This is a genomic window from Streptomyces sp. NPDC093089 (assembly GCF_044754405.1).
Taxonomy (GTDB): domain Bacteria; phylum Actinomycetota; class Actinomycetes; order Streptomycetales; family Streptomycetaceae; genus Streptomyces.
Map to the genome: position 1 here is coordinate 322,970 of NZ_JBIVPA010000006.1, position 21,153 is coordinate 344,122.

The window sequence follows — 21,153 nt, forward strand, 5'->3', positions numbered from 1 at the left end:
CCGGACGCCTGAGTGGGGAACCTCCCGCTCAGGCGTCCTTCTCCATGCCCGGGCGCAGGCGCGCCAGGAGGGCGTACAGCGCGGCACTGTCCTCGGCGCCGAGCGTGTCGAGGGCGCCGTGGGTGGCCTGCATCTCCTCGCGGACGCGCCGGATGACGTCGCGGCCCTCGTCCGTGGCCACCACGTTCTTGACCCGGCGGTCGTGGGGGTCGGGTTCGCGGCGCACCAGGCCGCGGCCCTCCAGGCGGTCGACGATCCCGGTGACGTTGGACGCGTCGCAGACCAGCAGGGTGGCGAGGGCGCGCATCGGCAGCGGGCCGCTCAGCTGGGCGAGGACCTTGGCCTGCGTGGACGTGAGGCCGTGGTGGGAGGCGGCCGTGGCGAAGTCGCGCCACTGGGCCGTGCCGATGGCGGCGAGGAGCTCCAGCAGCTGGAGCTTGGTGGGCGTCTCGGGGGTGGTCGCGCTCATGGTTCGAGCGTACTCAGAATGCTTGACATTATCAATTGTTTACTTGACCCCCTCAACTATCGAGGTCTACCTTCGTCGAATTACTTGATGACATCAACGGTCCATGCCCTGAAGCACCGAGAAGGCCCCCACTCATGAGCAACGTGACTCCCCCACCCGCCGGAGAGCAGCGGCGCGAGACGCTCGTCGTCTTCGCGCTCAGCCTCGCCGCCATGGTCGTGTCGATGATGCAGACCCTGCCGGTCCCGATCCTCGGCCTCATCCGCGCCGACCTCGGCACCACGACCGCCGGCGCGAGCTGGGTGACCACCGCCACCCTGCTCTCCGCCGCCGTCTTCACCCCGCTGCTCGGCCGCTTCGGCGACCAGCACGGCAAGAAGCCCACCCTGGTCGCCGTCCTCGTCGTCATGGTCGCGGGCTCCGTCGTCGCGGCCCTCGCGACCTCGCTGCCGCTGCTGATCCTGGGCCGGGTCCTGCAGGGCGCCGCCACCGCGATCTTCCCGCTCGCCCTGTCCGTGCTGCGCGAGGAGGTCCGCCCGCAGAAGCTGCCCGGCGCGATGTCCCTCGTCAGCGGCACCCTCGCCTTCGGCAGCGGCCTCGCCCTCGTCGCGACCGGCCTGCTGACCTCCGGTTCCGACGCCGACTACCGCAGCGCCTTCTGGATGGCGACGGCCTTCGCCGTGCTCGCCCTCGTCGCGGTCGTCACGCTCGTCCCCGCGACCCGCCACAAGGCCGGCGGCCGCACCGACTTCCTCGGCGCGCTGACCCTCGGCGCCACCCTGCTCCTGCTCCTGCTGCCCGTCTCCCAGGGCCACGAGTGGGGCTGGACCTCCGGCCGCACCCTCGGCAGCTTCGCCGGCGCCGCCGTCATGACCGCCGTCTGGGTGTTCACCGAGCTCAAGGTCCGCGAACCCCTCGTCGACATGCGGATGTTCGTCCACCGGCCGGTCCTCATGGCCAACCTGGCCGGCGTCCTCGTCGGCTTCGGCATGTTCGCGAACTTCCTGGGCGTCTCCTACCTCGTCCAGATGCCCGAGGCCCTCACCGGCTACGGCTTCGGCGCGTCCATCCTGCGCGCCTCCGTCGAGTTCCTGCTGCCGGGCGCGATCGTCTCCCTGCTCGCCTCGCCGATCGGCGGCCAGCTGGTCCGCCACCGCGGTCCGCGCACGGCACTGGGTCTGGCCGCCGGGCTCGGCGCCCTCGGCTTCGCCTGGCTCGCCCTCGACCACGGCCACACCGCCTCGGTGATCGGCGCCGGCGTGGTCGTCGGCGCGGCCGTCAGCTTCGGCTACGCGGCCATGCCCGCCGTCATCATGGCGAGCGTCCCGCACCACCAGAGCGGCATCGCCAACGGCATCAACTCCATCTCCCGCTCGACCGGCAGCGCGATCGGCAGTGCCGTCGTCACCACGATCCTGGCCTCGCAGACCCTGGAGCACCTGCCCGTCGGCGTCCCCGCCCTGCCCGCCGAGTCCGGCTTCACCCTCACCTTCTGGATCGGGGCCGCCGCCTTCGCACTGGTCGCCGTCATCGCCCGGGTCGGCCTGCGGGGCGGCCACGCCCCCCGTACGGCTCCGGTGAGCACGCCCGCCCCCGCCCCGGAGAAGGCGGAGGCGGAGCCGACGGCGGTCTGACCCCGCGCGAAGGGCCGGGTCCGTCGGAGGACGGGCCCGGCCCTTCGCGCGGGTGGGGGTCAGACGCGGTCGGCCGCGATCAGGACGTACTGGAACGAGCCGTCCTTGTACGACTCGATGAACGCCTCCTCGATGCCGGTGACCAGCGACGACGTGGCGCGCAGCTCCCAGTAGGGGAGGGTGTCGGGGGTCAGGTCGATGACGGCCTGCGGCACCAGGCGGTTGTCGGCCATCGCCTTCAGGTACTCGCGGCGCGAGTGGATGTTGCACTCGAAGTGCGCGTTGATCTGGGAGACCCACTTCGACGGCTGGCCGTACTTCGGGTTCCAGCAGCCGGTGATGGTCACGTACCGGCCGCCGACCTCGAGGAACCGGGAGTGCTCGGCGAACAGGTCGTCCAGGTCGACGTACATGCTCGACTCGTTGTTCCACGAGGCGGCGATGCTGCCCTTCTCGAAGGGGGTGTCGAGCATGTTGCAGACCTGGGCGCGGACGTGGTCGTCGATGCCCAGCTCCTTCGCGCGCCGGTTGCCGAACTCGGCCTGCGTGGAGGAGAGGGTGACGCCCTCGACCTTGCAGCCGAAGCGCTGGTGCGCCATGACGCTCGAACCGCCGCGGCCGCAGCCGGCGTCGACGAGGGTGTCCTCGCCGCCGATCGGGCCGAGGTGGTCGAGGAGGACCTCGGCCTGGGCCGACTCGAGCCGGTGCAGCTCCGCGATCAGCTTCTTCTCGTACTCGCTGTCCTCGACGTCCCCGAGGGCGGCGTGGTCCACGGCGCCGATGCCGTAGTGGTGGTGGTACAGCCCGTCGACGTCACCGAGGCGCAGGTTCACGGGCCTGGCCTCGGCGTTCCAGTAACGGGCGATGTCTCCCTGGTACGGCGTCGCCGGGTGGGGAACGAACGCGGAGGTGCCGTTGACGGTGAGGAGCTCGGTGTTGGTCACAGAAGAATCCGTTCTTACCAGAAATCGGGCAGGCTGTATCGGTAGGTATTGGTCTGGTGCCAGTAGTGGTTGCCGTCGACCCACACGGCCACGCCCCGCAGGAAGCGGAGCACGCTCGGGACGGGACAGGCGGCGGCCAGCTCGGCGGAGGCCGCCTCGAAGTCGCGCATGAGGTCGTTGTGGACCTCGACCGCCTTCAGATAGGCGTCCTTCTCCGAGAGGGACTCGCGCTCGGCGAGCACCACGGGCAGGTTCATGTGCCGGCCGGGGCCGGCGAGTTCCTTGGTGTACGAGTACAGGTCGTTGACGATCGTGCTGGCGTTGCCGGCCAGCGCCAGGACCCGCTGCATGCCCGGCCGGGCGTGCAGGTCGGCGGGCAGTTCGTAGCCGCCGACGGTGTCGGTGATGGTGGGGCAGGGGCGGAAGTTGTTGAACTGGCGCATCACCAGGTACTCCCACACCTCCGGCACGTGGTTCGTCTCCGTCCACGCCGCCTCGGCGAGGTAGCCCATGTGCAGCCGGGCCATGTCGTGCCGGAAGCGGTCCGCCTGGGAGGGCGTCGCCTGCGCGGCGAAGTACTCCATCGCGGACCGGTAGGCCCGCCGGGGCGCGTCCGCGTGGAGCGACTCCGCCCAGTGCGGCTGGTACTCCGCCGTCGAGTGGAGCGGGTCGAGCGCGGTGTGCGCGAGCAGGAGCCGGCCGCCCAGACCGACGGGCGAGCCGCCGTGGTCCTCGCAGTAGCAGTCGTCGACCGCGTTCTCGGCGACCATCAGCCGGGTGGCGATCATGAGGTGGTCGACCGTCGGGGCGTCCGGGTGGCAGGCGACCATGTAGCGCCCGACGGAGAAGCCGTCGAACTCGCCCTCCCAGTCGTCGGGGAACAGCTGGACCTCGTCCACCGCCCAGGACTTGATGCGGAGGCTGACCTCGTCCACCCGTACGGGGTCGGGCTCCGGCACCGGGTGGTAGTAGAGGCCCGGGATGATCAGGGCGCCCGCGGGTGCCCCCGGGGGCGCCGCCGGAGGTTCCGCGCGCGGGACCAGGGACAGTGCCGCCGTCCCCAGGCCGCGGGGCCCGCCGAGGACCCGCCCCAGGTCGGGCCGGGGCGGGGCGGCCACGGCGGCGGCCCCGGGCCCTCCGTCGTGTTCGACCACGGAGTCGACCGCGGGTTCGACCGCGGCGGTGCCGGTCGGGACGTCGGCGGGAGCGGGCTGCGCTCCGACGAGGCCGTGCGCCGCCGCGTCGGCGAGGACGCGGGCGGCGAACTGCGCCGCCGCGGAGGGCAGGCTTGACTGCAGAGGGGAAAGCCCGGCGTCGGGCATCCGTGGCTCCTTGGAGAGGTGGGTGGGCCGCCCCGTGTTCCGGGCGCGCCGGACCGCCCGGAAGGGTTCCGGGAGGCGTTCGTGTTCCGGGGGAGGCCCCCGGGCACGCCCTGGGGCGTGCCCGGCGGATCGGGGAGAGGGGCGCGGGGGCCTTCGCGCGGGCTCCCCCGGCCCGTCGGGGCCGGGGGGCGCGTCGCGGGGCGCCGGGGGCGCCTCGACGGCGGGGGCGGTCGGGGCGTCGGGCATCGCGGCGGGGTGCCGTGCCGGTGGCCGCGCGCCCGGCCGTGGCCCGCCGGGTGCGCCTAGTCGCGCCGGCGGGCGATCTGCACGTTCTCCAGCACGCCGAGCGCGTTGGGCACCAGGATCGCGGCGGAGTAGTACGTGGTGACGAGGTACGACATGATCGCCTGCTCGCTGATCCCCATGAAGCGCACCGAGAGGCCCGGTTCGTACTCCTCCGGCAGGCCGGTCTGGCGGAGTCCGACGACGCCCTGGTTGTCCTCGCCGAGGCGCATGGCGAGGATCGAGCTGGTGTTCTCCTTGCTGATGGGGATCTTGTTGCAGGGGAGGATCGGGACGCCGCGCCAGGCCGGGACCCGCTGCCCGTGGAGTTCGACGGTGTCCGGGTAGAGGCCGGCGGCGTTCCACTCGCGGCCGATCGCCGCGATCGTCCGGGGGTGGGCCAGGAAGAGCTTGGTGCTGCGGCGGCGGCAGAGCAGCTCGTCGAGGTCGTCCGGGGTGGGCGGGCCGGAGTGGGGCTGGATCCGCTGCTTGAAGTCGGCGTTGGCGAGGAGGCCGAACTCCGGGTTGTTGATGAGCTCGTGCTCCTGGCGCTCGCGCAGCGCCTCGATGGTCAGGCGGAGTTGCTCCTCCGTCTGGTTCATCGGCCCGTTGTAGAGGTCGGCGACCCGGGTGTGGACCTTGAGGACGGTCTGGGCGACGGAGAGTTCGTACTCGCGCGGCTTGAGCTCGTAGTCGACGAAGGCGCCGGGCAGGGTGGCCTCGCCGACGTGGCCGGCGGACATCGCGATCTCGGCCTCGCCGTGCTTGTTCTGCCGCTGCTGGGGCAGCGAGCCGAACTCCTCGATGTGCGCGCCGAGTCCGGGCGCCTGGCCGACGACGGAGGCGAAGTCGGCGCGGGACAGGGTGAGCAGGGTGCCGGAGGTCTCGGCGGTGGCCGTGTAGTCCCACCTGGCGTCGGCGTCCAGAAGGGCGTTCTCTCCGAACCTGTCGCCGTCGGCGAGTACGGAGACGGCGACCTCGTCGCCGTACTTGCCGACCGAGGTCTGGCTGATCCGGCCGTGGGCGATCATGTGGATCTGCTCGGCGGGGGTGCCGCGTTCGACCAGCACCTCGCCGGCGCGGAAGTCGCGCTGGACGCAGCGGTCGGCGATGGCGGCGAGCACCTCGTCGTCCTCGAAGCCGCGCAGCAGGGCGAGTTCGCCGAGTTCGCGGGGGATGACCCGGACGCGGCTGCCGTCCTGGACGAACTCGATGCGCCCGTCGCCGACGGTGTAGCTCAGTCGGCGGTTCACCCGGTAGGCGCCGCCCTTGGTCTCCACCCACGGGAGCATCCGCAGCAGCCAGCGGGAGCTGATCTCCTGCATCTGCGGGGCGGACTTGGTGGTGGTGGCGAGGTTGCGGGCGGCCGCGGTGCTCAGGCTGGACTGCCGGGGCGTCTCCACCTGGACTTCCGGGCCGGTCTCAACGGTCATGGGGGCGAGCTCTCCTTCGCGTGCGGACGGGTCGACACGGGCGTACCGACCGGTGGAAGCGGATCGAAAGCGGGTCAATCTCTGGGAATTCGTCCAGATCCCGGGGAACAGTAACGGCCGGTAAGCACGGCTCGCCCCGAGAGCCCGAGGGCATTACCTCGATGCAGTGATCTTGGTTCGCCCGTGGTTTATCCGGGTGACCAGCGACATTCGAGCCACCTGGCCGAGCAGAGGCGCACACGGCGGTCACCCGGTACCGGAAAAGACGGCGGACCGGCAGCGTGCCGTGGCGCACGGTGCCGGTCCGGGGGGCGTCGTCCGGAGGGACGGTCGGTCAGGTGGAGATCTCGGGGAGCAGCCCGGTGGCGGGCGCGGCCAGGTCGGTGAGCTGGTGGATCTGGTTCAGGTCGTGCACGCGGTTGAGTCCGCCCAGCTGTTCGGCGATGCCGGGGAAGCGGTCGCGGGACTCCTCGGGGATGCCGGTCATGGTGAGGGAGTCGAGCTCGGTCACCGGGTTGATCGGCGGGCCGAGCGGGCCGGTGGCGGCGACGGCGGTGGTCGCGGCCCCGCCGAGGCACGAGAAGGCGGCGGCGACGGCCAGGACGGAGGAGATGCGTCGGGTTGGGATCACACCCACACAACGGGCCGGCGGGCGCCTGGACACGGTCCCGCCCCGCGCGCACCCGCCGAACGGGCGTCGTACGGAAAACCCCGGCCGCGTGGACCGGGGTGCCGTAAAGGGGCGAGGAAAGCGAAGGGGCTATTCAGGGAGTGTGAGAAGGAAGCCTCTTCATGGCCTCGCCCGGGACGACCGTAGCAGTCAGGAGGGGATCAGGTCGCGCAGGTTTTCCGGGGTGAGAACGCGTGCGCCGGCGGGGAGGCCGGCGGGGTGCTCCAGGCCGATGTACGTCACGGGGCCGTCCGGCGCGGTCCCGCCGTCCCAGGGGGTCGTCGTCCCGCCGTCCCAGAGGGTCGTGGTGGTCGCGGCGTCCGCCATCAGCTCCGTGAGGTGGCGGACCGTCAGCGGGGTGCGGGCGAGCAGGCCGCGGAGCAGGACGGCGACCGACACCCGGTTCTCCTCGACGCGGTTCGCCGACGGCTGCCCCCGGAGGTACAGGTGCAGCCAGCGCGCGTGCCAGCGGCCGTCCCCGTCGCGCTGGAAGGCGAGCGGCAGGGCGACCCGGCCGGGGCCGCGCAGGTCCGACTTCATGCGGACGGTGCGGGGTTCGAAGGGGCGGCCGGCCTGCTCGGCGTCCCGCAGCATGTAGCCGAAGAACGATTCCTCGACCTCCTCGAAGTCCTCCCCGGAGTAGATGTCGACCTGCGGGACGAGGAACGTGCCGCGGACGGCCCCGAGCCGCAGGTTGATGAACTCGGAGGCGCCGTCGGGCGCGTTGGTGATGTCGCCGGAGTGCTCGCCCTCCAGGGCGGTGAGCGCGGTGTACGAGAGCCAGGTGACGGTCTCGTAGTCGGCGTCCAGGATGAGCGCGGACAGGTCGTAGTCGGTGGTGCGGCGGGTCTGCTTCCAGTACGTGAAGAAGCGCAGCAGGTCGCCTTCGACGGGCGAGACGGAACCGCGCGGCAGGACGCCGAGGCCCGCCGCGGTCGCCCGGCCGCTGAGCGGGAGGGCGACGTCGAGGACGGCCGGGTCGACGACGAGGTGGCCCGGGGCGGGCAGCCTGCGGCGCGTCTCGTCGTCCAGGAGCGCGAGCAGCCGGTCGCGGACGTCCTCGGGGAGCGGGGGCCGGGTGTCGGCGGTGACCCAGGCGGCGCCGTTCCCGTTGACGAACACCCGCTGCCTGCCGCCCTGGTCCGCGCGGTTCTGGAGGTGTTCGCGGAGGGACAGCACGACGCGGCCTGCGACCCGCGGCGCGGCCCGCTCGGCTGCGGCCAGGACGGCCTCGCGCTGCTCGGGCCCGTCCGCCGTGCGCAGCAGCCGGTCGAGGGCGCGGAACAGGCGGCCCGGCGCGGCGGTCAGCAGCTCCGCCGCTCCGGTCACGTCGTTCCGGCCGAGGCGTTCCTCGACGAGGCTGTCGAAGGACCGCGCCTCCCGCTCGCCGCGGGCGACGGCGAAGACCTCGGCGGCGTGCGGCCACCGCGGGTACTCGTGCGGGTGCAGCCGCTCGCCGAGGCGCTTCCACCGTTCGCGGTGCGCGAAGACGTCGGAGAGCTTGGCCGGGGCGGCGGCGACGACGGCGTCGAGACCCGCGAGGAGGGCGCGGCGGACCGGGCGGGACAGGGTGCGGAACCGGGTGGGCTCCCGCAGGGTGACGTCGCCGCCGGAGAGCGCGCAGGCGAGCCGGAGGACGTCGGTGACGGTGTCGAGGAGGAGGTCCGCTCCGGCGGCGAGCCGGGCCCGGTTGACGACGGCGCGGCTCTCGCGGACCGGGATCACCTCGGGCTGGGGCCCGTCGACGCAGTGCCCGGCGAGCACGGCGAGGTCCTTGAGGCCGTCCTCGCCGAGCGGCGTCGCGCTTCCGGCCAGGGCCCGGTAGAGGGCGGCGGCCTCGTCGTCCGGGGCGCCGGCGGGGTGCAGGACCGTGACGCGGTCGCCGGCGGCGGCGAGCAGCTCGTCGTGCGCGGCGAGCATGTCGGCGTAGGTGTGGCGGTAGTCGCCGTAGGCGGGCAGGGTCAGCAGGTCGAGGACGCCGCCGCTGAGCTGCTCCAGGACGGCGGCCCGTGACTTCTCGTCGCCGAGCGCGTCGACGACGCACTCCCTCCAGAAGTCGAAGGTGTCGGGCACGTTGGCGGGGAAGTCCACGAAGTAGGGGTTGTGCCGCACGTGGTCGCCGACGATCTCGCGGACGGTGTCCAGCGTCCGGGCGGCGAGGTCGACGACCGTCTCCGGTGCCCGTCCGGAGAGCTCTTCGAGGAGTTCGGCGGACAGCTTGAACCCCACGGACATCAGCGCGGCGTCGAACCGGCGTGCCGCGACGGCTCCGCCGCCGGCTCCGTCCCGGGTGACCGCGGTCGGGACGGGGAGGCGGAGGGTGTGCCGGACGACCAGACGTTCGAGTGCGTGGACCATCCCGGCATGCTGCCAGTGCCGTACGGAGCCCCGCACGCGGATTTCGGGCCGGGGCGCGGCCACTGTTCCCGTCCCGACAGGACGGCCCGCCCCGTACCCGCGCGCCGCCCGGAGGGGTCAGCCGAAGTCGGGGATGGGGTGGTCGGGGGCGAGGGCGGCGGCGATGCGCTGGGCGATCGTGTGGGCGCTGTGTCCGCTCGCGGCGTCGGGGCCGTTCGTCGTGGAGACGGCGATGGCCAGGCGCTCGGACGGGAGGTAGGCCTGGGAGGCGGAGTAGCCGAAGAACAGCGGGTGTTGGGCGATCCAGTCGCCGAGGACGAGGAGTCCCATGCCGTAGTGGGTGGCCTCGGTCTGCGCGAGGCAGACCGTCGCCGGGCAGGTGCGGGTGGGGTGGCCGAGGCCGACCGTGCCCGGGTTCAGGAGTTCCCGGTAGCTCTCCGGGGAGAGCAGCCGGCCCGATCCGATGCCGCCGGCCGAGCGGGCCAGGTCGCAGATGTCGGTGGTCTGCACGGCGCCGGGGGCGGTGGTCCACGAGGGGTTCCAGAAGGTGGACTCCTCGTACGTGCCGCGGTCGGAGGTGAAGGCGTGCAGGGCGGGTGCGGGGATGTCGGGGGTGAAGCCGTTGCGGGTCTCGCGCAGTCCGAGCGGGCGCAGGACCTCTTGCTTCAGGAGGACGTCGAGCCGGGTTCCCGTGATCTTCTCCAGGGCGGCGCCGAGGAGGACGAAGTTGGCGTGCGAGTAGCTCCAGTTGGTGCCCGGCTCGTACCAGCGGTCCTCGGCGGCGGAGAGGGCCACGAGCTCCTTCGGCGTCCAGTGCCGGAACGGGTCGGAGACGACGGCCTGCTGGAACGCGGGGAGGCGGACGTAGTCGACGAGGCCGGTGGTGGAGGCGGCCAGCATGCGCAGGGTGATCCGCTCGCCGTCCGCCAGGTCGGGCAGCCAGCGGGCGACCGGGTCGTCGAGGCCGACCTTGCCCTGGTCGACCAGGCGCAGGAGCGCGGTGCCCATGTAGCTGATCGCCACGTTGCCGTTGCGGAAGTGCATGGCGGGGGTGGCCGGCACCCCGGTCATCGACTCGCCGAGCGCGCCGGTGACGACCTCGCGGCCGTCGGTGGTGACCCGCACGACGACCGACTTCAGGCCCATCTCCGCCTTGGCCCGCTCGGCGATCCGCAGGACGTCGCGGGCCGGGCCGCGGTCGGGCACGGAGGAGGCGGCGCAGGGCCGCGGGTGGCCCGCTCCGGCCGGCGGCGTGCCGGCGGCCTCCACCGGGGCGGTCAGGACGCCGAGGGTGAGGAGCGCGGTGAGGGCGGCGACGCGCGTCCGGGTCGAGGTACGGGCTGGACTCATGGCCGGAGTATCGGCCGGGCCGCTCCCCACGACGGGCGGGTCCCCGCCGACCCGCGCGAACATCACCCGTCAGGCCCGTACCGCCCGAGCACGGGCCGAGTATCCGATGATCTGTTCATACGTCAAAAAGCAACCGTCGTCTTCCTGTTGCCGTCCTCCGGTGACGAGAGGGGCACGAGGGGAGCGGGCGCCCCGGGAAACCGGGGCCGAAGGCAGGTGGAAGCCGCTCCCGGTGCCCCGGACAGGACCGATCGTGAGGAAGACCGCTTTGATACGTGTCACACGCGCCGCGGCCACCGCCGCGGCGTTACTCGCACTGGCGGCGGTGTCGCCCGGACCGGCCTTCGCGCAGCCGGCGCCCGGGGAGCCGTCGACGACGACGCCCGGGAGCCGCCACGGGGACCTGGGACTCCCCGACGGCTGGAGGATCACCGGGACCGGTGCGGGCAGGCAGCTGGTCTGGACGTCGCCCGAGCCGGTGCCCATGGGCGACGCCCGGGTCGAGTTCCACGCGGGCGACCGGTTGCTCGGCCACCCGACCGCGCAGCCGGACGGCCGTACGTTCCGGCTGCTCCTCGGGGGCGTGCGCCTCGACGAGGGGACGCGCCTGCGGGTGACTGCGGGCGGGCGGCCCCTGGACGGGGCCGCGCGGAGCGGCGCGGCACGACTCGGCCCCTCAGCCCCGGTCGTCCCCTCCGCCCCGGCCGCCCTGCCGGAGGCACCGCCGCCGGCCAACGGGGTCGACCCCGGGACGCCCGGGCGCTACCGGACGGTCAAGGGCTCGTACGACCTCGCCTCCGTGCGCCTGCCGGGGTACCCGGAGCCGATCGAGATGCGCGCCACCGTGGTGGGACCCGCCAATGCGCCGGGGAAGCGGCCCGTGGCCCTGTTCCTGCACGGCCGCCACGCGACCTGCTACGTCCCCGGAACCGACGAGATGGACGGCTCGTGGCCCTGCGCCGCGGGCTCACGACCGCTGCCGAGCCACGAGGGATACCTGCGCGCGCAGCAACTCCTCGCCTCGCAGGGCTACGTCACCCTCTCCATATCCGCCAACGGCATCAACGCGCAGGACCACCGCGCCGAGGACGCCGGCGCACAGGCCCGCTCGTCCCTGGTGCGCCTGCACCTGGCCCGCTGGGCGGACTGGTCGGCGCACCGCGCCGGCGCACCGGCGGCCGTGCGCGCCACCTCGCCCGCGGACCTCTCGCGCGTGCTGCTCGTCGGTCACTCCCGGGGCGGCGAGGGCGTCAACCGGGCCGCGGTCGACAGCCTCAACCCGCCGCCCGCGGACCAGGACGGCTACCGGGGCCCCGTCCGGTGGACGATCCGCGGCACCGTACCGATCGGACCCACGGTCTTCGGCCGCAACCCGGCCCCCGACGTGCCCTCCATGACGATCCTGCCGGGCTGCGACGGCGACGTCTTCGACCTCCAGGGCCAGAACTTCGTCGACGGCACGCGCGGGGTCAGCCGGGGCAGCGCCCTGCACAGCGCGGTCTACATGGTCGGCGCCAACCACAACTACTTCAACAGCGAGTGGACGCCGGGGCAGGCCAAGGCCTTCGCCTACGACGACTTCTCGTCCGACGACGGCACCGACCCGGTGTGCTCCCCCGGCACGGCGACCCGCCTCACCGCCGCCCGGCAGCAGGCCGCCGGCGCCACCTACATCGCCGCCGCGGCCCGGCTGTTCGTCGGCGGTGACGACGCGGTCCGTCCGCTGCTCGACGGCACCGGCCGCCGCGCGCCGTCGGCCGGCCCGGTCCGGGTCCTCACCCACGCCGTCGGCGGGAACCGCGCGCCCGCCTTCCTGCCGGACTCCGGGGCGACCGCCTCCGGCGCCGGCCGGATCTGCGCGCAGGTCGACACCGACGCCACCCGTTCCTGCCTCTCCCCCGAGGAGCCCGGCAGGTCACCCCACTTCGCGTCCTGGGACACCTCCACCGAACCCGGGCGCAACGCCGTCGCGCTCCGGTGGACGGCCCCCGGCGCCCGCGCCACGGTCCGCTCCGCCCGACCGGTCTCCCTGGCCGGCTCCGACGCCCTGGCCCTGCGGATCGTCGTCCCGCCCAACAGCACGGGGACCACACTGGACATCGCCGTCACCGACGCCTCGGGCCGCCGCGCGACCCTGGGCCGTACCCGTGTCGACGGACTGCCCGGCACCGAGCGGACCGCGTCCTTCTGGGCGCGCGAGGTACGGGTGCCGCTGGCCCCCGCGGCCCGCTCCGGCCTGGACCTGAAGCGGATCACGAGCCTCGAACTGACCCCCGGCGGCGGCACCGGCCGCGCCTGGCTGATGGACGCCTGGGGCTGGCGCCCCGGCACGCCGGCGGCACGCCCGGCCGCCCTCACCCGTGTCGACATCGGCCGGCTGACCGTGAAGGAGGGCGACTCCGGGGTCCGCACCTACCGCGTCCCGGTCCAGGTCTCCGGCCGGGGCAGCGGCCAGGTCCGCCTGTTCCTCCCCGACCCGGACACGGGCGCGGTCGCCTCCCGCCTGGTGACGGTCCGCCCGGGGCGCCATGACCTCGACATCCCGATCGAGGTCCGCGGCAACACCCGCTACGGCCACGACCTGTGGCACACCGCCTTCGTGAGGGCCGTGCGCGGCACCGCGGTCGGCTCGCACCGGGGCGGTGTCACCGCGCTGAACGACGACGCCATGCCGAAGGTGACCCTGACGCCCGTGGCCGACGACGTCACCGAGGGCTCGACCCTGACCTGGCGCGTCTCCCTCTCCACCGCCGCCGACGTCGACGTCTTCGGCGGCGCCTCCTTCCTGCCCGTCACCAGCGGCACCGAACTGTCCACCGCCGACGTCGACCCCGCCTGGCTCGAAGGCCAGATCGGCCACGTCCCCGACCCCGCCGTCACCCTCTCGGAGGCCGCGGCGTCCTCCGGCTTCGCCCTCGGCGTCAACATCCCCGCCGGGCGGACGAGCGCCGAGATCACCGTGCCGACGGTCCGCGACGCCCTCGCCGAACCGGCCGAGTCGCTGCGCGCCGGCCTGACCACCTACGACGGCTCGTGGGAGCCCGTCCCCGGCCCGGAGTTCACGGGAACGGTGCGGGAGGCGCCGTGAGCTGACAGCGCGGGGCCGCTCCGGAACGATCCGGAGCGGCCCCGACGCGTTCCCGGCGGACCCGTGGGGGCCTCCGGGGACGGGGTACGAGGTCACCGGCGCGGGCCGAAGGGCCCCCCGGCGGGAAGCGGCGGCCGCGCGAGACGTACGAGCTCCAGCGCCTGCTCGGGGAACCAGTGGCCGGCGTCGGGGTCGACCGCGCCGCGTTCGGGGTCCTCAGGGCCGGCGGTGCCGCGCAGGCACAGGCCGTCCGACTCGCCGGGGATCTTGATCCAGAGCTTGGCGTCGTACAGCGGGTCGCCGGTGGCGGTGGTCGGCCGGTCGCCGAGCCCGCGACCGGGCGGGTTGCACCAGTCCTGCGCGTCGGTGTACTTGCCGGGCGGCGCGGTCCAGGGACCCAGGCCGTTGCGGCTGGTGTCGGTGACGAAGTGCTTCCGTCGGGAGAGGGGCGTCGTCACGTGCTCCGCGATCCACGCCTCTGCCTCGGCCCGCGGCCGGTACTGGTCGGGGCAGTCGGCCGCCGCGCCGCCGTCCTCCACGTAGCCGACGCAGGCGGAGACCAGCGTCCCGTACCAGTGGCTGTCCTCCTCGGTGCGGTAGTTGGACGCGTTGGTGAAGAAGCCGGTGGCGTCGCCGACACCGGCGCGGACCAGGCGCGGCACGATGGATCCCACCGTGTGCCAGCCCGGGTGACCGGTGTCGAGGTAGACCTTGGCCCGGGCGAGCCCGCCCAGCGTGTCGACGGCGTACCGCACCTCGGTGAAGCGGGCGTCGGTCCTGCTGCCCCGGGCGTCGTCCTGGCCGCAGTCGGCGGGCAGCAGCGCCAGCGAGTCGGGTTCGAGGACGACCATGGCGTCGTGCCCGCCGATACCCCGCGCCACGGCGTCCACCCACGCCCGGTACTCGGCCGTCGTCGAGGCGCCCCCTCCCGAGTAGTTCGAGCAGTCGCGGCCGGGCACGTTGTACAGGGCGAGCACGGGAACGGCGCCCTTGCGGGCGGCGTCCCGGACGACCGCCCCGGCCTGGCGTTCCACCTCGGCCGGCGTCTGGTCTCCGTACCAGACCGCCTGCGGCGTGCGCACCATGGCGAGGACACCGGCCGCCTCCGCGTACCTCCCGCCCCGCACGAGCCCTGCCACCTGCTCGTACGCCTCCGGGTTGCCCTCCGGCACGTAGAGGCGGGCCCCGTGCGCTCGGGAGGGGTCCGCGGCCGCGGCCGTCCCCGCTGATGGGGGCCCCGTCAGCAGGGCGGCGGCGAGGGCCAGGGGCAGCGCGAGCGCACGGGCTGCGGTTCTGCGACGCATGGGAAGGGTGACCTCCGTCGACGGCTCGATCGGGCGGGCTCCCGGCCCGCCGTGAGGGACACACGACGGATGGGAGCGCTCCCATGAGCCTCCCGGAGGGTGTGGCGTGCCGTCAAGGGGCGTGCACGGGCGGGCCGGTGGCGACCAGGGTGGTCGGGCATCGACCGGCACGGACGCCTCGGTGGCAGGAGGTGCGGCGCGGCGGGGTGCGGGTCGATACGCCTAGACGCGCTCCAGGGGACGGTGCGGGAGGGGCGGCCATTCGACCCCGATCGGGTCGTCGGGGCGGACCGTCCCGGCCCGACGGACGACACCCATGACGCCGGACTTGAAAGTGAACGCGTCGGAATGCGGGTCCAGGGCGAACATCTCTCCCAGGAGGCCGGTCCGGAAGTCGTTGATCTTCGCGCACGGGTTGCGCAGCCCGGTCACTTCGACCACCGCGTCGGCACCGAGGTGCAGCAGGGTGCCGGTGGGCAGGGCGAGGAGGTCGACTCCGCGGGTGGTGATGTTCTCGCCGAGTTCGCCCGGGCGGACCTCGTAGCCCTTGAGCGCGAGTTCCTCGAAGAGTTCCGCGTGCATCAGATGGACCTGACGCAGGTTGGGCAGATCGGGTTCGTAGGTCATGCGGAACTGGTGCCGGATCGTCTCGCCTGCGTGGACGTCCCCCTCCACTCCGAGTCCGGCGAGCAGCCGGATCGACGGGTGGTTCGGCTTGCTGAACGCGTACGCGGCGTTGCGGCTCACGGCCGCGACGCGGCCCGCGTTCACGGACCCTCCGGGGCGGCGGACGCGGCGAGGACCGTCTCGCGGAGGCCCACGGGGTCGACCTGAAAGGCGGCCAGAACGTCCAGGGCGCGCCCTTCGGGCACGGTGAGCAGGCCGAGGAGGATGTGCTCGGTCCCGAAGGTGTCGCGGCCCAGCGCCCGCGCCTCGCCGAGGGTGTTCGTCAGCGCGGTGCGCGCTTCGGGCGAGTAGACGGGCCTGGGGAACTGGAAGGCGCCCGGACCGAAGGACGAATCGGCCTGACGCTGGATCTCGGCGACGTCGATGCCGAGCGACGCCAGGGCGTCTCGGGCGGGCCGGCCGCCCGAGGCCTCGATCCCGGACGCCTCCAGGACGCGTACGGTCTCCTGTCGGGCGCGGACCAGGTCGACGTTCCGCCCGCGCAGCACGCCGGCGGCCGTTCCGTCTTCGGCGGCGAGGAGTCCGAGCAGCAGGTGCTCGGTGCCGATGAAGTCGTGCCCCAGGGCGACCGCCTCGTCCTGGGCGGCCGCCACGGCCCGCTTCCCCTGGTCGGTGAAGAACTCGAACATCTCTACTCCTCCACGCCCATGGCCTTGCGCCTGCCCGAGTGCTTCTCGTGCACGGACTGTCTGCTGACGTTCAGGGACGTCGCGATGCTCTGCCACGACCAGCCCCGATCGCGGGCGTTGTCGACGTGCAGTCGCTCCAGTTCCTCCAAGAGGCGACGCAGGGCGACGACGGCCTCCAAGCCGACGGCGGGGTCTTTGTCGGTGACCCGTCCGACCAGCGAGGCCGGGGTGTCCTCAGCTCTCATACGCGTCAGGCTGCCCTGACACCGCGTCCGTGTCAAGAAAACCTGACATCGCCATCCGCCGCGCGTGTCCGGCCCTGTGGCGGTCCATCCGCGCTCGGCCCGCTCCTCAGCCCGGCAGGCGGAAGCCGTCGAACAGGTCGTCCATGCCCCGCAGGGCGAGGCGGGTGGGCGTGGCGCGGACCGCGAGGTCGCGGACCGCCACGGCGAGCGGGTGGCGGAGCGCGCCCAGGCGGCCGACGCGGCGGGCGCGGACGCGGACGGCGTCGGTGCGGTCGCGACGGGCGGCGGTGTAGGCGGCGAGGGCGGCCGGAACGGCGTCCGGGCGGCCGGCGTCGTCGACTCCCCCGCCACTGTCGCCTCCCCGGTCACCGCCGTCACCGCCTGTGCCGCCGACGCTGCCGTCACGGCGGCGGTCGCCGTCGCGGCCGTCCCCCGTCGGCAGGAGGTGGGCCAGGACGACCGCGTCCTCGATGGCCTGGCAGCCGCCCTGGCCGAGGTTCGGAGCCATGGCGTGGGCGGCGTCGCCGAGCCAGGCGATGCGGCCGTGGTGCAGTCGCGGGAGCGGGGCGGCCAGTTCGTGGAGGTCGTGGTGGAGGACGTCGGTGGGGGCGAGGCGGTCGACGCGGTCGAGGAGGGCCGGGATCGGGTCGTGCCACGAGCCGAAGCGGCGGCGGAGTTCGGCGCGCGGGTCGGCGAACCGGTGGCCGGCCGGCACGGCGGCGGTGGCGTAGAGGTAGAACCGGCCGTCGGTGAGCGGGGTGACCCCGAACCGCCCGCCCCTCCCCCAGGTCTCGCTCATCGCCTGGATCCCCAGGTCCGGGGCGTCCACGAGGGCCCGCCAGGCGGTCTCTCCGAGGTAGCGCAGGCCGGGGTGGGCGGGGAAGTACGCGCGGCGCAGCGGGCTGTGGATCCCGTCGGCGGCGACGACCACGTCGGCGGGCAGGTCCGGGCCTTCCTCCGTACGGACGACCGGTCGGCCCTCGGCGTCGTCGACGGCGGTCACCGTGGTGCCGTGGCGGAGGGCCTCCGCCGGCAGGGCGCCGGTCAGGGCGACGGTGAGGGCCGGGCGCGGGACGGCGATCGGCGGCATCCCGTAACGCGCGGCCAGTTCGGCCGTGTCGGTCCGGGTGAGCCAGCGGCCGTCGGTGCGGCGCACGCCCATGGCGGCGGGTACGGCGCTGCCGGTGACGCCGGTGACGTCGACGCCGATGGCGTGGAGCGCGCGCAGCGCGTTGGGCGCGAGGCCGATGCCGGCGCCGGTGACGGGGGGTTCGGGGGCGCGTTCGCACACGGTGACGTTCCATCCGCGGCGGTGCAGGGCCACCGCGGCCGTGAGCCCGCCGATCCCGGCACCGACCACGACCACGCGCCGCCTCGGCATGAAGCTGCCCCCTCCGTGCACGACTCCCCGTACCGGGCTCCTCGTACGGGGAGCCCCGTACGACGGTAAGGCACCGGTGCTCGACGCGTCCGTTCGGGCCGTACGCGCCTCACGGGCGCGAAGGCCGCCGGGCGGGGCGGCCGGAAAGGTGACGACGCCCGGGGCGCTGGTCGCGCGCCCCGGGCGTCGTCGGGCTGCCGGCGGTACGGCTCCGGGTCAGAGGGCGCCGACGATGTCCTCGACGCGGTCCTTGGCGTCGCCGAAGAGCATGGAGGTGTTCTCGCGGAAGAAGAGCGGGTTCTGGACGCCCGCGTAGCCGGAGGCCATGGAGCGCTTGAAGACGATGACCTTGCCGGCTTCCCAGACGGTGAGCACCGGCATGCCGGCGATGGGGCTGCCGGGGTCGTCCGCGCCGGCCGGGTTGACGGTGTCGTTGGCGCCGATGACGAGGACGACGTCGGTCTTGGCGAAGTCCTCGTTGATCTCGTCCATTTCGAGGACGATGTCGTAGGGGACCTTGGCCTCGGCGAGGAGCACGTTCATGTGGCCGGGGAGGCGGCCGGCGACGGGGTGGATGCCGAAGCGGACGTCGACGCCCTTCGCGCGGAGCTTCGAGGTGAGTTCCGCGACCGGGTACTGGGCCTGGGCGACGGCCATGCCGTAACCGGGCGTGATCACCACGGACCGTGCGGAGCCGAGGAGTTCGGCGGCTCCCTGGGCGGTGATCTCCGTGTGCTCGCCGTAGTCGACGTCCGAGCCCGAGGGCGCCTCGATGCCGAAGCCGCCCGCGATCACGGAGACGAAGGAGCGGTTCATCGCCTTGCACATGATGTAGGAGAGGTAGGCACCGGAGGAGCCGACCAGCGCACCGGTGATGATGAGCAGGTCGTTGCCGAGGAGGAAGCCGGAGGCCGCGGCGGCCCAGCCGGAGTAGCTGTTGAGCATCGACACCACGACCGGCATGTCCCCGCCGCCGATCGAGGCCACCAGGTGCCAGCCGAGCGCCAGCGCGACGACGGTCACCGCGATGAGCAGCCACAGCTCCGGCGCGACGACGAACCAGACCGTGAGGGCGACGAAGAGTCCCAGCGCGCCGAGGTTCAGGGCGTTCTTGCCGGGCAGGACCAGTGGCTTGGAGTCGATCCGCGCCGACAGCTTCAGGTTGGCCACGATCGAGCCGGTGAACGTCACCGCGCCGATGAACACGCCGATGAACACCTCGGCGTGGTGGATGCCCAGGGTGCCGAGCGCGTCCAGGGCGGCGGCTTCGGGACCGTCGGGGTGGTGCTCGACGTTCAGGTAGCCGTTCCAGCTGACCAGGACGGCCGCGAGACCGACGAAGGAGTGCAGCAGCGCGATCAGTTCGGGCATGCCCGTCATCTCGACACCGCGGGCCCGCTGCAGGCCGATCAGCGCACCGACCACCATGGCCAGGCCCATCAGGCCGAGGCCCGCGGTGCTGACGTCGCCGTCCACCGCGAGCACGACCGACGCGACCAGCGCGACGCCCATGCCGAGCATGCCGAAGGCGTTGCCGAGCCGTGCCGACTCGTGCTTGGAGAGTCCTGCCAGCGCCAGAATGAACAGCAACGCGGCAACGAGGTAGGCCGCTTGCGCGGCGAGAGTCGCAGACATGTCAGCTCCTGTTGAACATGGCGAGCATGCGACGCGTCACCGCGAAGCCGCCGAAGACGTTGATACTGGCCAGAAGGATCGCCACGAACGACAGCACCGTGACCGCGGTGCTCGAGTGCCCGATCTGCAGCAGCGCGCCGACGACGATGATCCCGGAGATCGCGTTCGTCACCGACATCAGCGGGGTGTGCAGGGCGTGGTGCACGTGACCGATGACGTAGTAGCCGATCACGATCGCGAGCACGAAGACCGTCAGGTGGGGCAGCAGTGCCGCGGGCGCGAACGCGGCGGCGAGGAACAGCGCGAGCGCGCCGAGCGCCACCCCGCCGAACCGCTGCGCCTGTGTCATCGGCGCCTTCTTCGGCTTCGCCGGCTCCGCCGCGGCGGCGGGGGCGGCGGCCGGGGCCGCCGAGACCTGCACCGGCGGGGGCGGCCAGGCCGACTCGCCCGCGCGCACGACGGTGATCGAGCGCTGTACCGGGTCGTCCCAGTCGAGGACGAGCGACCCGTCCTTCTCGGGCGTCATCAGCTTCAGCAGGTTCACCAGGTTCGTGCCGTAGAGCTGCGAGGCCTGGGCGGGCAGCCGGCCCGCGAGGTCGGTGTAGCCGATGATCGTCACGCCGTTCTCCGTGACGACCTTCTCGCCCTTCACCGTGCCCACGACGTTGCCGCCGTTGGCGGCGGCCATGTCCACGATCACCGAGCCCGGCTTCATGCCGGCCACCATCTCCGCGGTGATCAGCGTGGGCGCGGGGCGTCCGGGGATCAGCGCGGTGGTGATGACGATGTCGACCTCACGGCACTGCGCGCCGTACAGCTCGGCCTCGCGCGCCTTGTAGTCGTCGCCCATCTCCTTGGCGTAACCGGTCTTCGAGACCTCGACCTCGGGGGACGTGATCGACAGGTACTCACCGCCCAACGACCTCACCTGGTCGGCGACTTCGGGCCGCGGGTCGGTGGCCCGTACGATCGCGCCGAGCGACCCGGCCGCGCCGATCGCCGCGAGGCCCGCGACGCCCGCGCCGGCGACGAGCACCTTCGCCGGCGGCACCTTGCCCGCCGCGGTCACCTGGCCGGTGAAGAAGCGCCCGAAGGCGTGTGCCGCCTCCACCACGGCCCGGTAGCCGGCGATGTTCGCCATCGACGACAGCACGTCCATCGACTGGGCCCGGCTGATGCGCGGCACCGCGTCCATCGACAGCGCGGTGAACGGCCGACGGCCCAGCTCCTCGACCATCGCGGGGTCGAACGCCGGCGCGAACAGGGCGATCACCGTCGCCTCGTCCCGCACGTCGTCGAGTTGGGCCGGGCTCGGAGCGTTGACGCCCAGCACCACGTCCGCGGTCGCCGCCTCGCCGATGCGCGCGCCGGCCGCCTCGTAGGCGCCGTCCGTGAAGCCCGCCGCGACGCCCGCCCCCGAGTCGACGACCACGTCGTACCCCAGTTTGCGGATCGGCTCGATCGTCGCCGGCGTGGCCGAGACGCGGTTCTCACCCTCCCGCGCTTCCTTGAGGACTCCGACAATCACGAGAATTCTCCGTTCGCTGGTGTGCCGACAACGGCCTGCCACGACCTCGACTCCGGTTCGGGTTCAGCCCCGATCAGAATCGGGGCACCCCCGCCCCCATCGGAAGCGCCGCAGCCGTGATCAATGCCACACCACACCACCGGGTCCCCGCGAGTGACGACGCCGCGGTCACGCGCGGCTCACCGAAGGGGGTG

At 73.4% G+C, this 21,153-nt stretch carries 16 protein-coding genes; 2 read left to right on the forward strand and 14 right to left on the reverse strand.

Features of this window, described 5'->3' with window-relative positions; genetic code table 11:
• Positions 1 to 28 precede the first annotated feature (28 nt).
• Entirely contained in the window at positions 29 to 469 is a 441-nt protein-coding gene (locus ACIQFX_RS16675; RefSeq protein WP_402463626.1) for a MarR family winged helix-turn-helix transcriptional regulator, read from the reverse strand.
• 134 nt (positions 470 to 603) lie between these two features.
• On the opposite strand from ACIQFX_RS16675, the gene ACIQFX_RS16680 reads away from it, so the two are divergent.
• Complete coding sequence (locus ACIQFX_RS16680) at positions 604 to 2,103, forward strand: MFS transporter (protein WP_402463628.1); 1,500 nt, start codon at positions 604 to 606, stop codon at positions 2,101 to 2,103.
• A 59-nt stretch (positions 2,104 to 2,162) separates the two neighbouring features.
• Here ACIQFX_RS16680 and ACIQFX_RS16685 read toward each other — a convergent pair whose 3' ends face one another.
• From ACIQFX_RS16685 to ACIQFX_RS16710, 6 genes are all read right to left on the reverse strand, one after another.
• Positions 2,163 to 3,047 carry a geranyl diphosphate 2-C-methyltransferase gene (locus ACIQFX_RS16685; RefSeq protein ID WP_402463630.1) on the reverse strand — a complete coding sequence of 295 codons (885 nt, stop codon included), beginning with the start codon at positions 3,045 to 3,047 and terminating at the stop codon, positions 2,163 to 2,165.
• Positions 3,048 to 3,061: 14 nt separating this feature from the next.
• A complete protein-coding gene (locus ACIQFX_RS16690; RefSeq protein ID WP_402463632.1) occupies positions 3,062 to 4,369 on the reverse strand; it encodes a family 2 encapsulin nanocompartment cargo protein terpene cyclase in 1,308 nt (435 codons plus the stop codon).
• 302 nt (positions 4,370 to 4,671) lie between these two features.
• On the reverse strand, positions 4,672 to 6,084 hold the full coding sequence (locus ACIQFX_RS16695) for a family 2B encapsulin nanocompartment shell protein (protein ID WP_402463634.1): 1,413 nt from the start codon (positions 6,082 to 6,084) through the stop codon (positions 4,672 to 4,674).
• 334 nt (positions 6,085 to 6,418) lie between these two features.
• On the reverse strand, positions 6,419 to 6,715 hold the full coding sequence (locus tag ACIQFX_RS16700; protein WP_402463636.1) for a hypothetical protein: 297 nt from the start codon (positions 6,713 to 6,715) through the stop codon (positions 6,419 to 6,421).
• A gap of 189 nt (positions 6,716 to 6,904) precedes the next feature.
• Positions 6,905 to 9,112: a hypothetical protein gene (locus tag ACIQFX_RS16705; RefSeq protein ID WP_402463638.1), complete on the reverse strand. Its 2,208-nt coding sequence runs from the start codon at positions 9,110 to 9,112 to the stop codon at positions 6,905 to 6,907.
• Between the two features lie 117 nt (positions 9,113 to 9,229).
• Positions 9,230 to 10,462, reverse strand: a complete 1,233-nt coding sequence (locus ACIQFX_RS16710) for a serine hydrolase domain-containing protein (protein WP_402463640.1) — start codon at positions 10,460 to 10,462, stop codon at positions 9,230 to 9,232.
• Positions 10,463 to 10,730: 268 nt separating this feature from the next.
• Here ACIQFX_RS16710 and ACIQFX_RS16715 point away from each other — a divergent pair, with 268 nt between their 5' ends.
• Entirely contained in the window at positions 10,731 to 13,550 is a 2,820-nt protein-coding gene (locus ACIQFX_RS16715) for an alpha/beta hydrolase family protein (RefSeq protein ID WP_402463643.1), read from the forward strand.
• Between the two features lie 92 nt (positions 13,551 to 13,642).
• On the opposite strand, the gene ACIQFX_RS16720 is transcribed toward ACIQFX_RS16715, so the two are convergent.
• The 7 genes from ACIQFX_RS16720 to ACIQFX_RS16750 all read right to left on the reverse strand — a co-directional run bounded on the left by ACIQFX_RS16720 (position 13,643) and on the right by ACIQFX_RS16750 (position 20,959).
• The gene (locus ACIQFX_RS16720) at positions 13,643 to 14,854 is read right to left on the reverse strand and encodes a glycoside hydrolase family 6 protein (RefSeq protein ID WP_402463645.1); all 1,212 of its coding nucleotides are present in this window, start codon (positions 14,852 to 14,854) and stop codon (positions 13,643 to 13,645) included.
• A gap of 222 nt (positions 14,855 to 15,076) precedes the next feature.
• A complete protein-coding gene (locus ACIQFX_RS16725; RefSeq protein WP_402463647.1) occupies positions 15,077 to 15,625 on the reverse strand; it encodes an MOSC domain-containing protein in 549 nt (182 codons plus the stop codon).
• Positions 15,622 to 16,170 (reverse strand): Clp protease N-terminal domain-containing protein, encoded by a 549-nt coding sequence (locus ACIQFX_RS16730; protein ID WP_402463649.1) that lies wholly within the window; start codon positions 16,168 to 16,170, stop codon positions 15,622 to 15,624. Before ACIQFX_RS16730 ends, ACIQFX_RS16725 begins: the two co-directional genes overlap by 4 nt.
• A 2-nt stretch (positions 16,171 to 16,172) precedes the next feature.
• On the reverse strand, positions 16,173 to 16,415 hold the full coding sequence (locus ACIQFX_RS16735; protein WP_402463651.1) for a hypothetical protein: 243 nt from the start codon (positions 16,413 to 16,415) through the stop codon (positions 16,173 to 16,175).
• 106 nt (positions 16,416 to 16,521) lie between these two features.
• Positions 16,522 to 17,796 (reverse strand): FAD-dependent oxidoreductase, encoded by a 1,275-nt coding sequence (locus tag ACIQFX_RS16740; protein ID WP_402463653.1) that lies wholly within the window; start codon positions 17,794 to 17,796, stop codon positions 16,522 to 16,524.
• A 216-nt stretch (positions 17,797 to 18,012) separates the two neighbouring features.
• Complete coding sequence (gene pntB, locus ACIQFX_RS16745; protein WP_402463655.1) at positions 18,013 to 19,431, reverse strand: Re/Si-specific NAD(P)(+) transhydrogenase subunit beta; 1,419 nt, start codon at positions 19,429 to 19,431, stop codon at positions 18,013 to 18,015.
• A 1-nt stretch (position 19,432) separates the two neighbouring features.
• On the reverse strand, positions 19,433 to 20,959 hold the full coding sequence (locus tag ACIQFX_RS16750) for a Re/Si-specific NAD(P)(+) transhydrogenase subunit alpha (RefSeq protein WP_402463657.1): 1,527 nt from the start codon (positions 20,957 to 20,959) through the stop codon (positions 19,433 to 19,435).
• Positions 20,960 to 21,153: the final 194 nt, after the last annotated feature.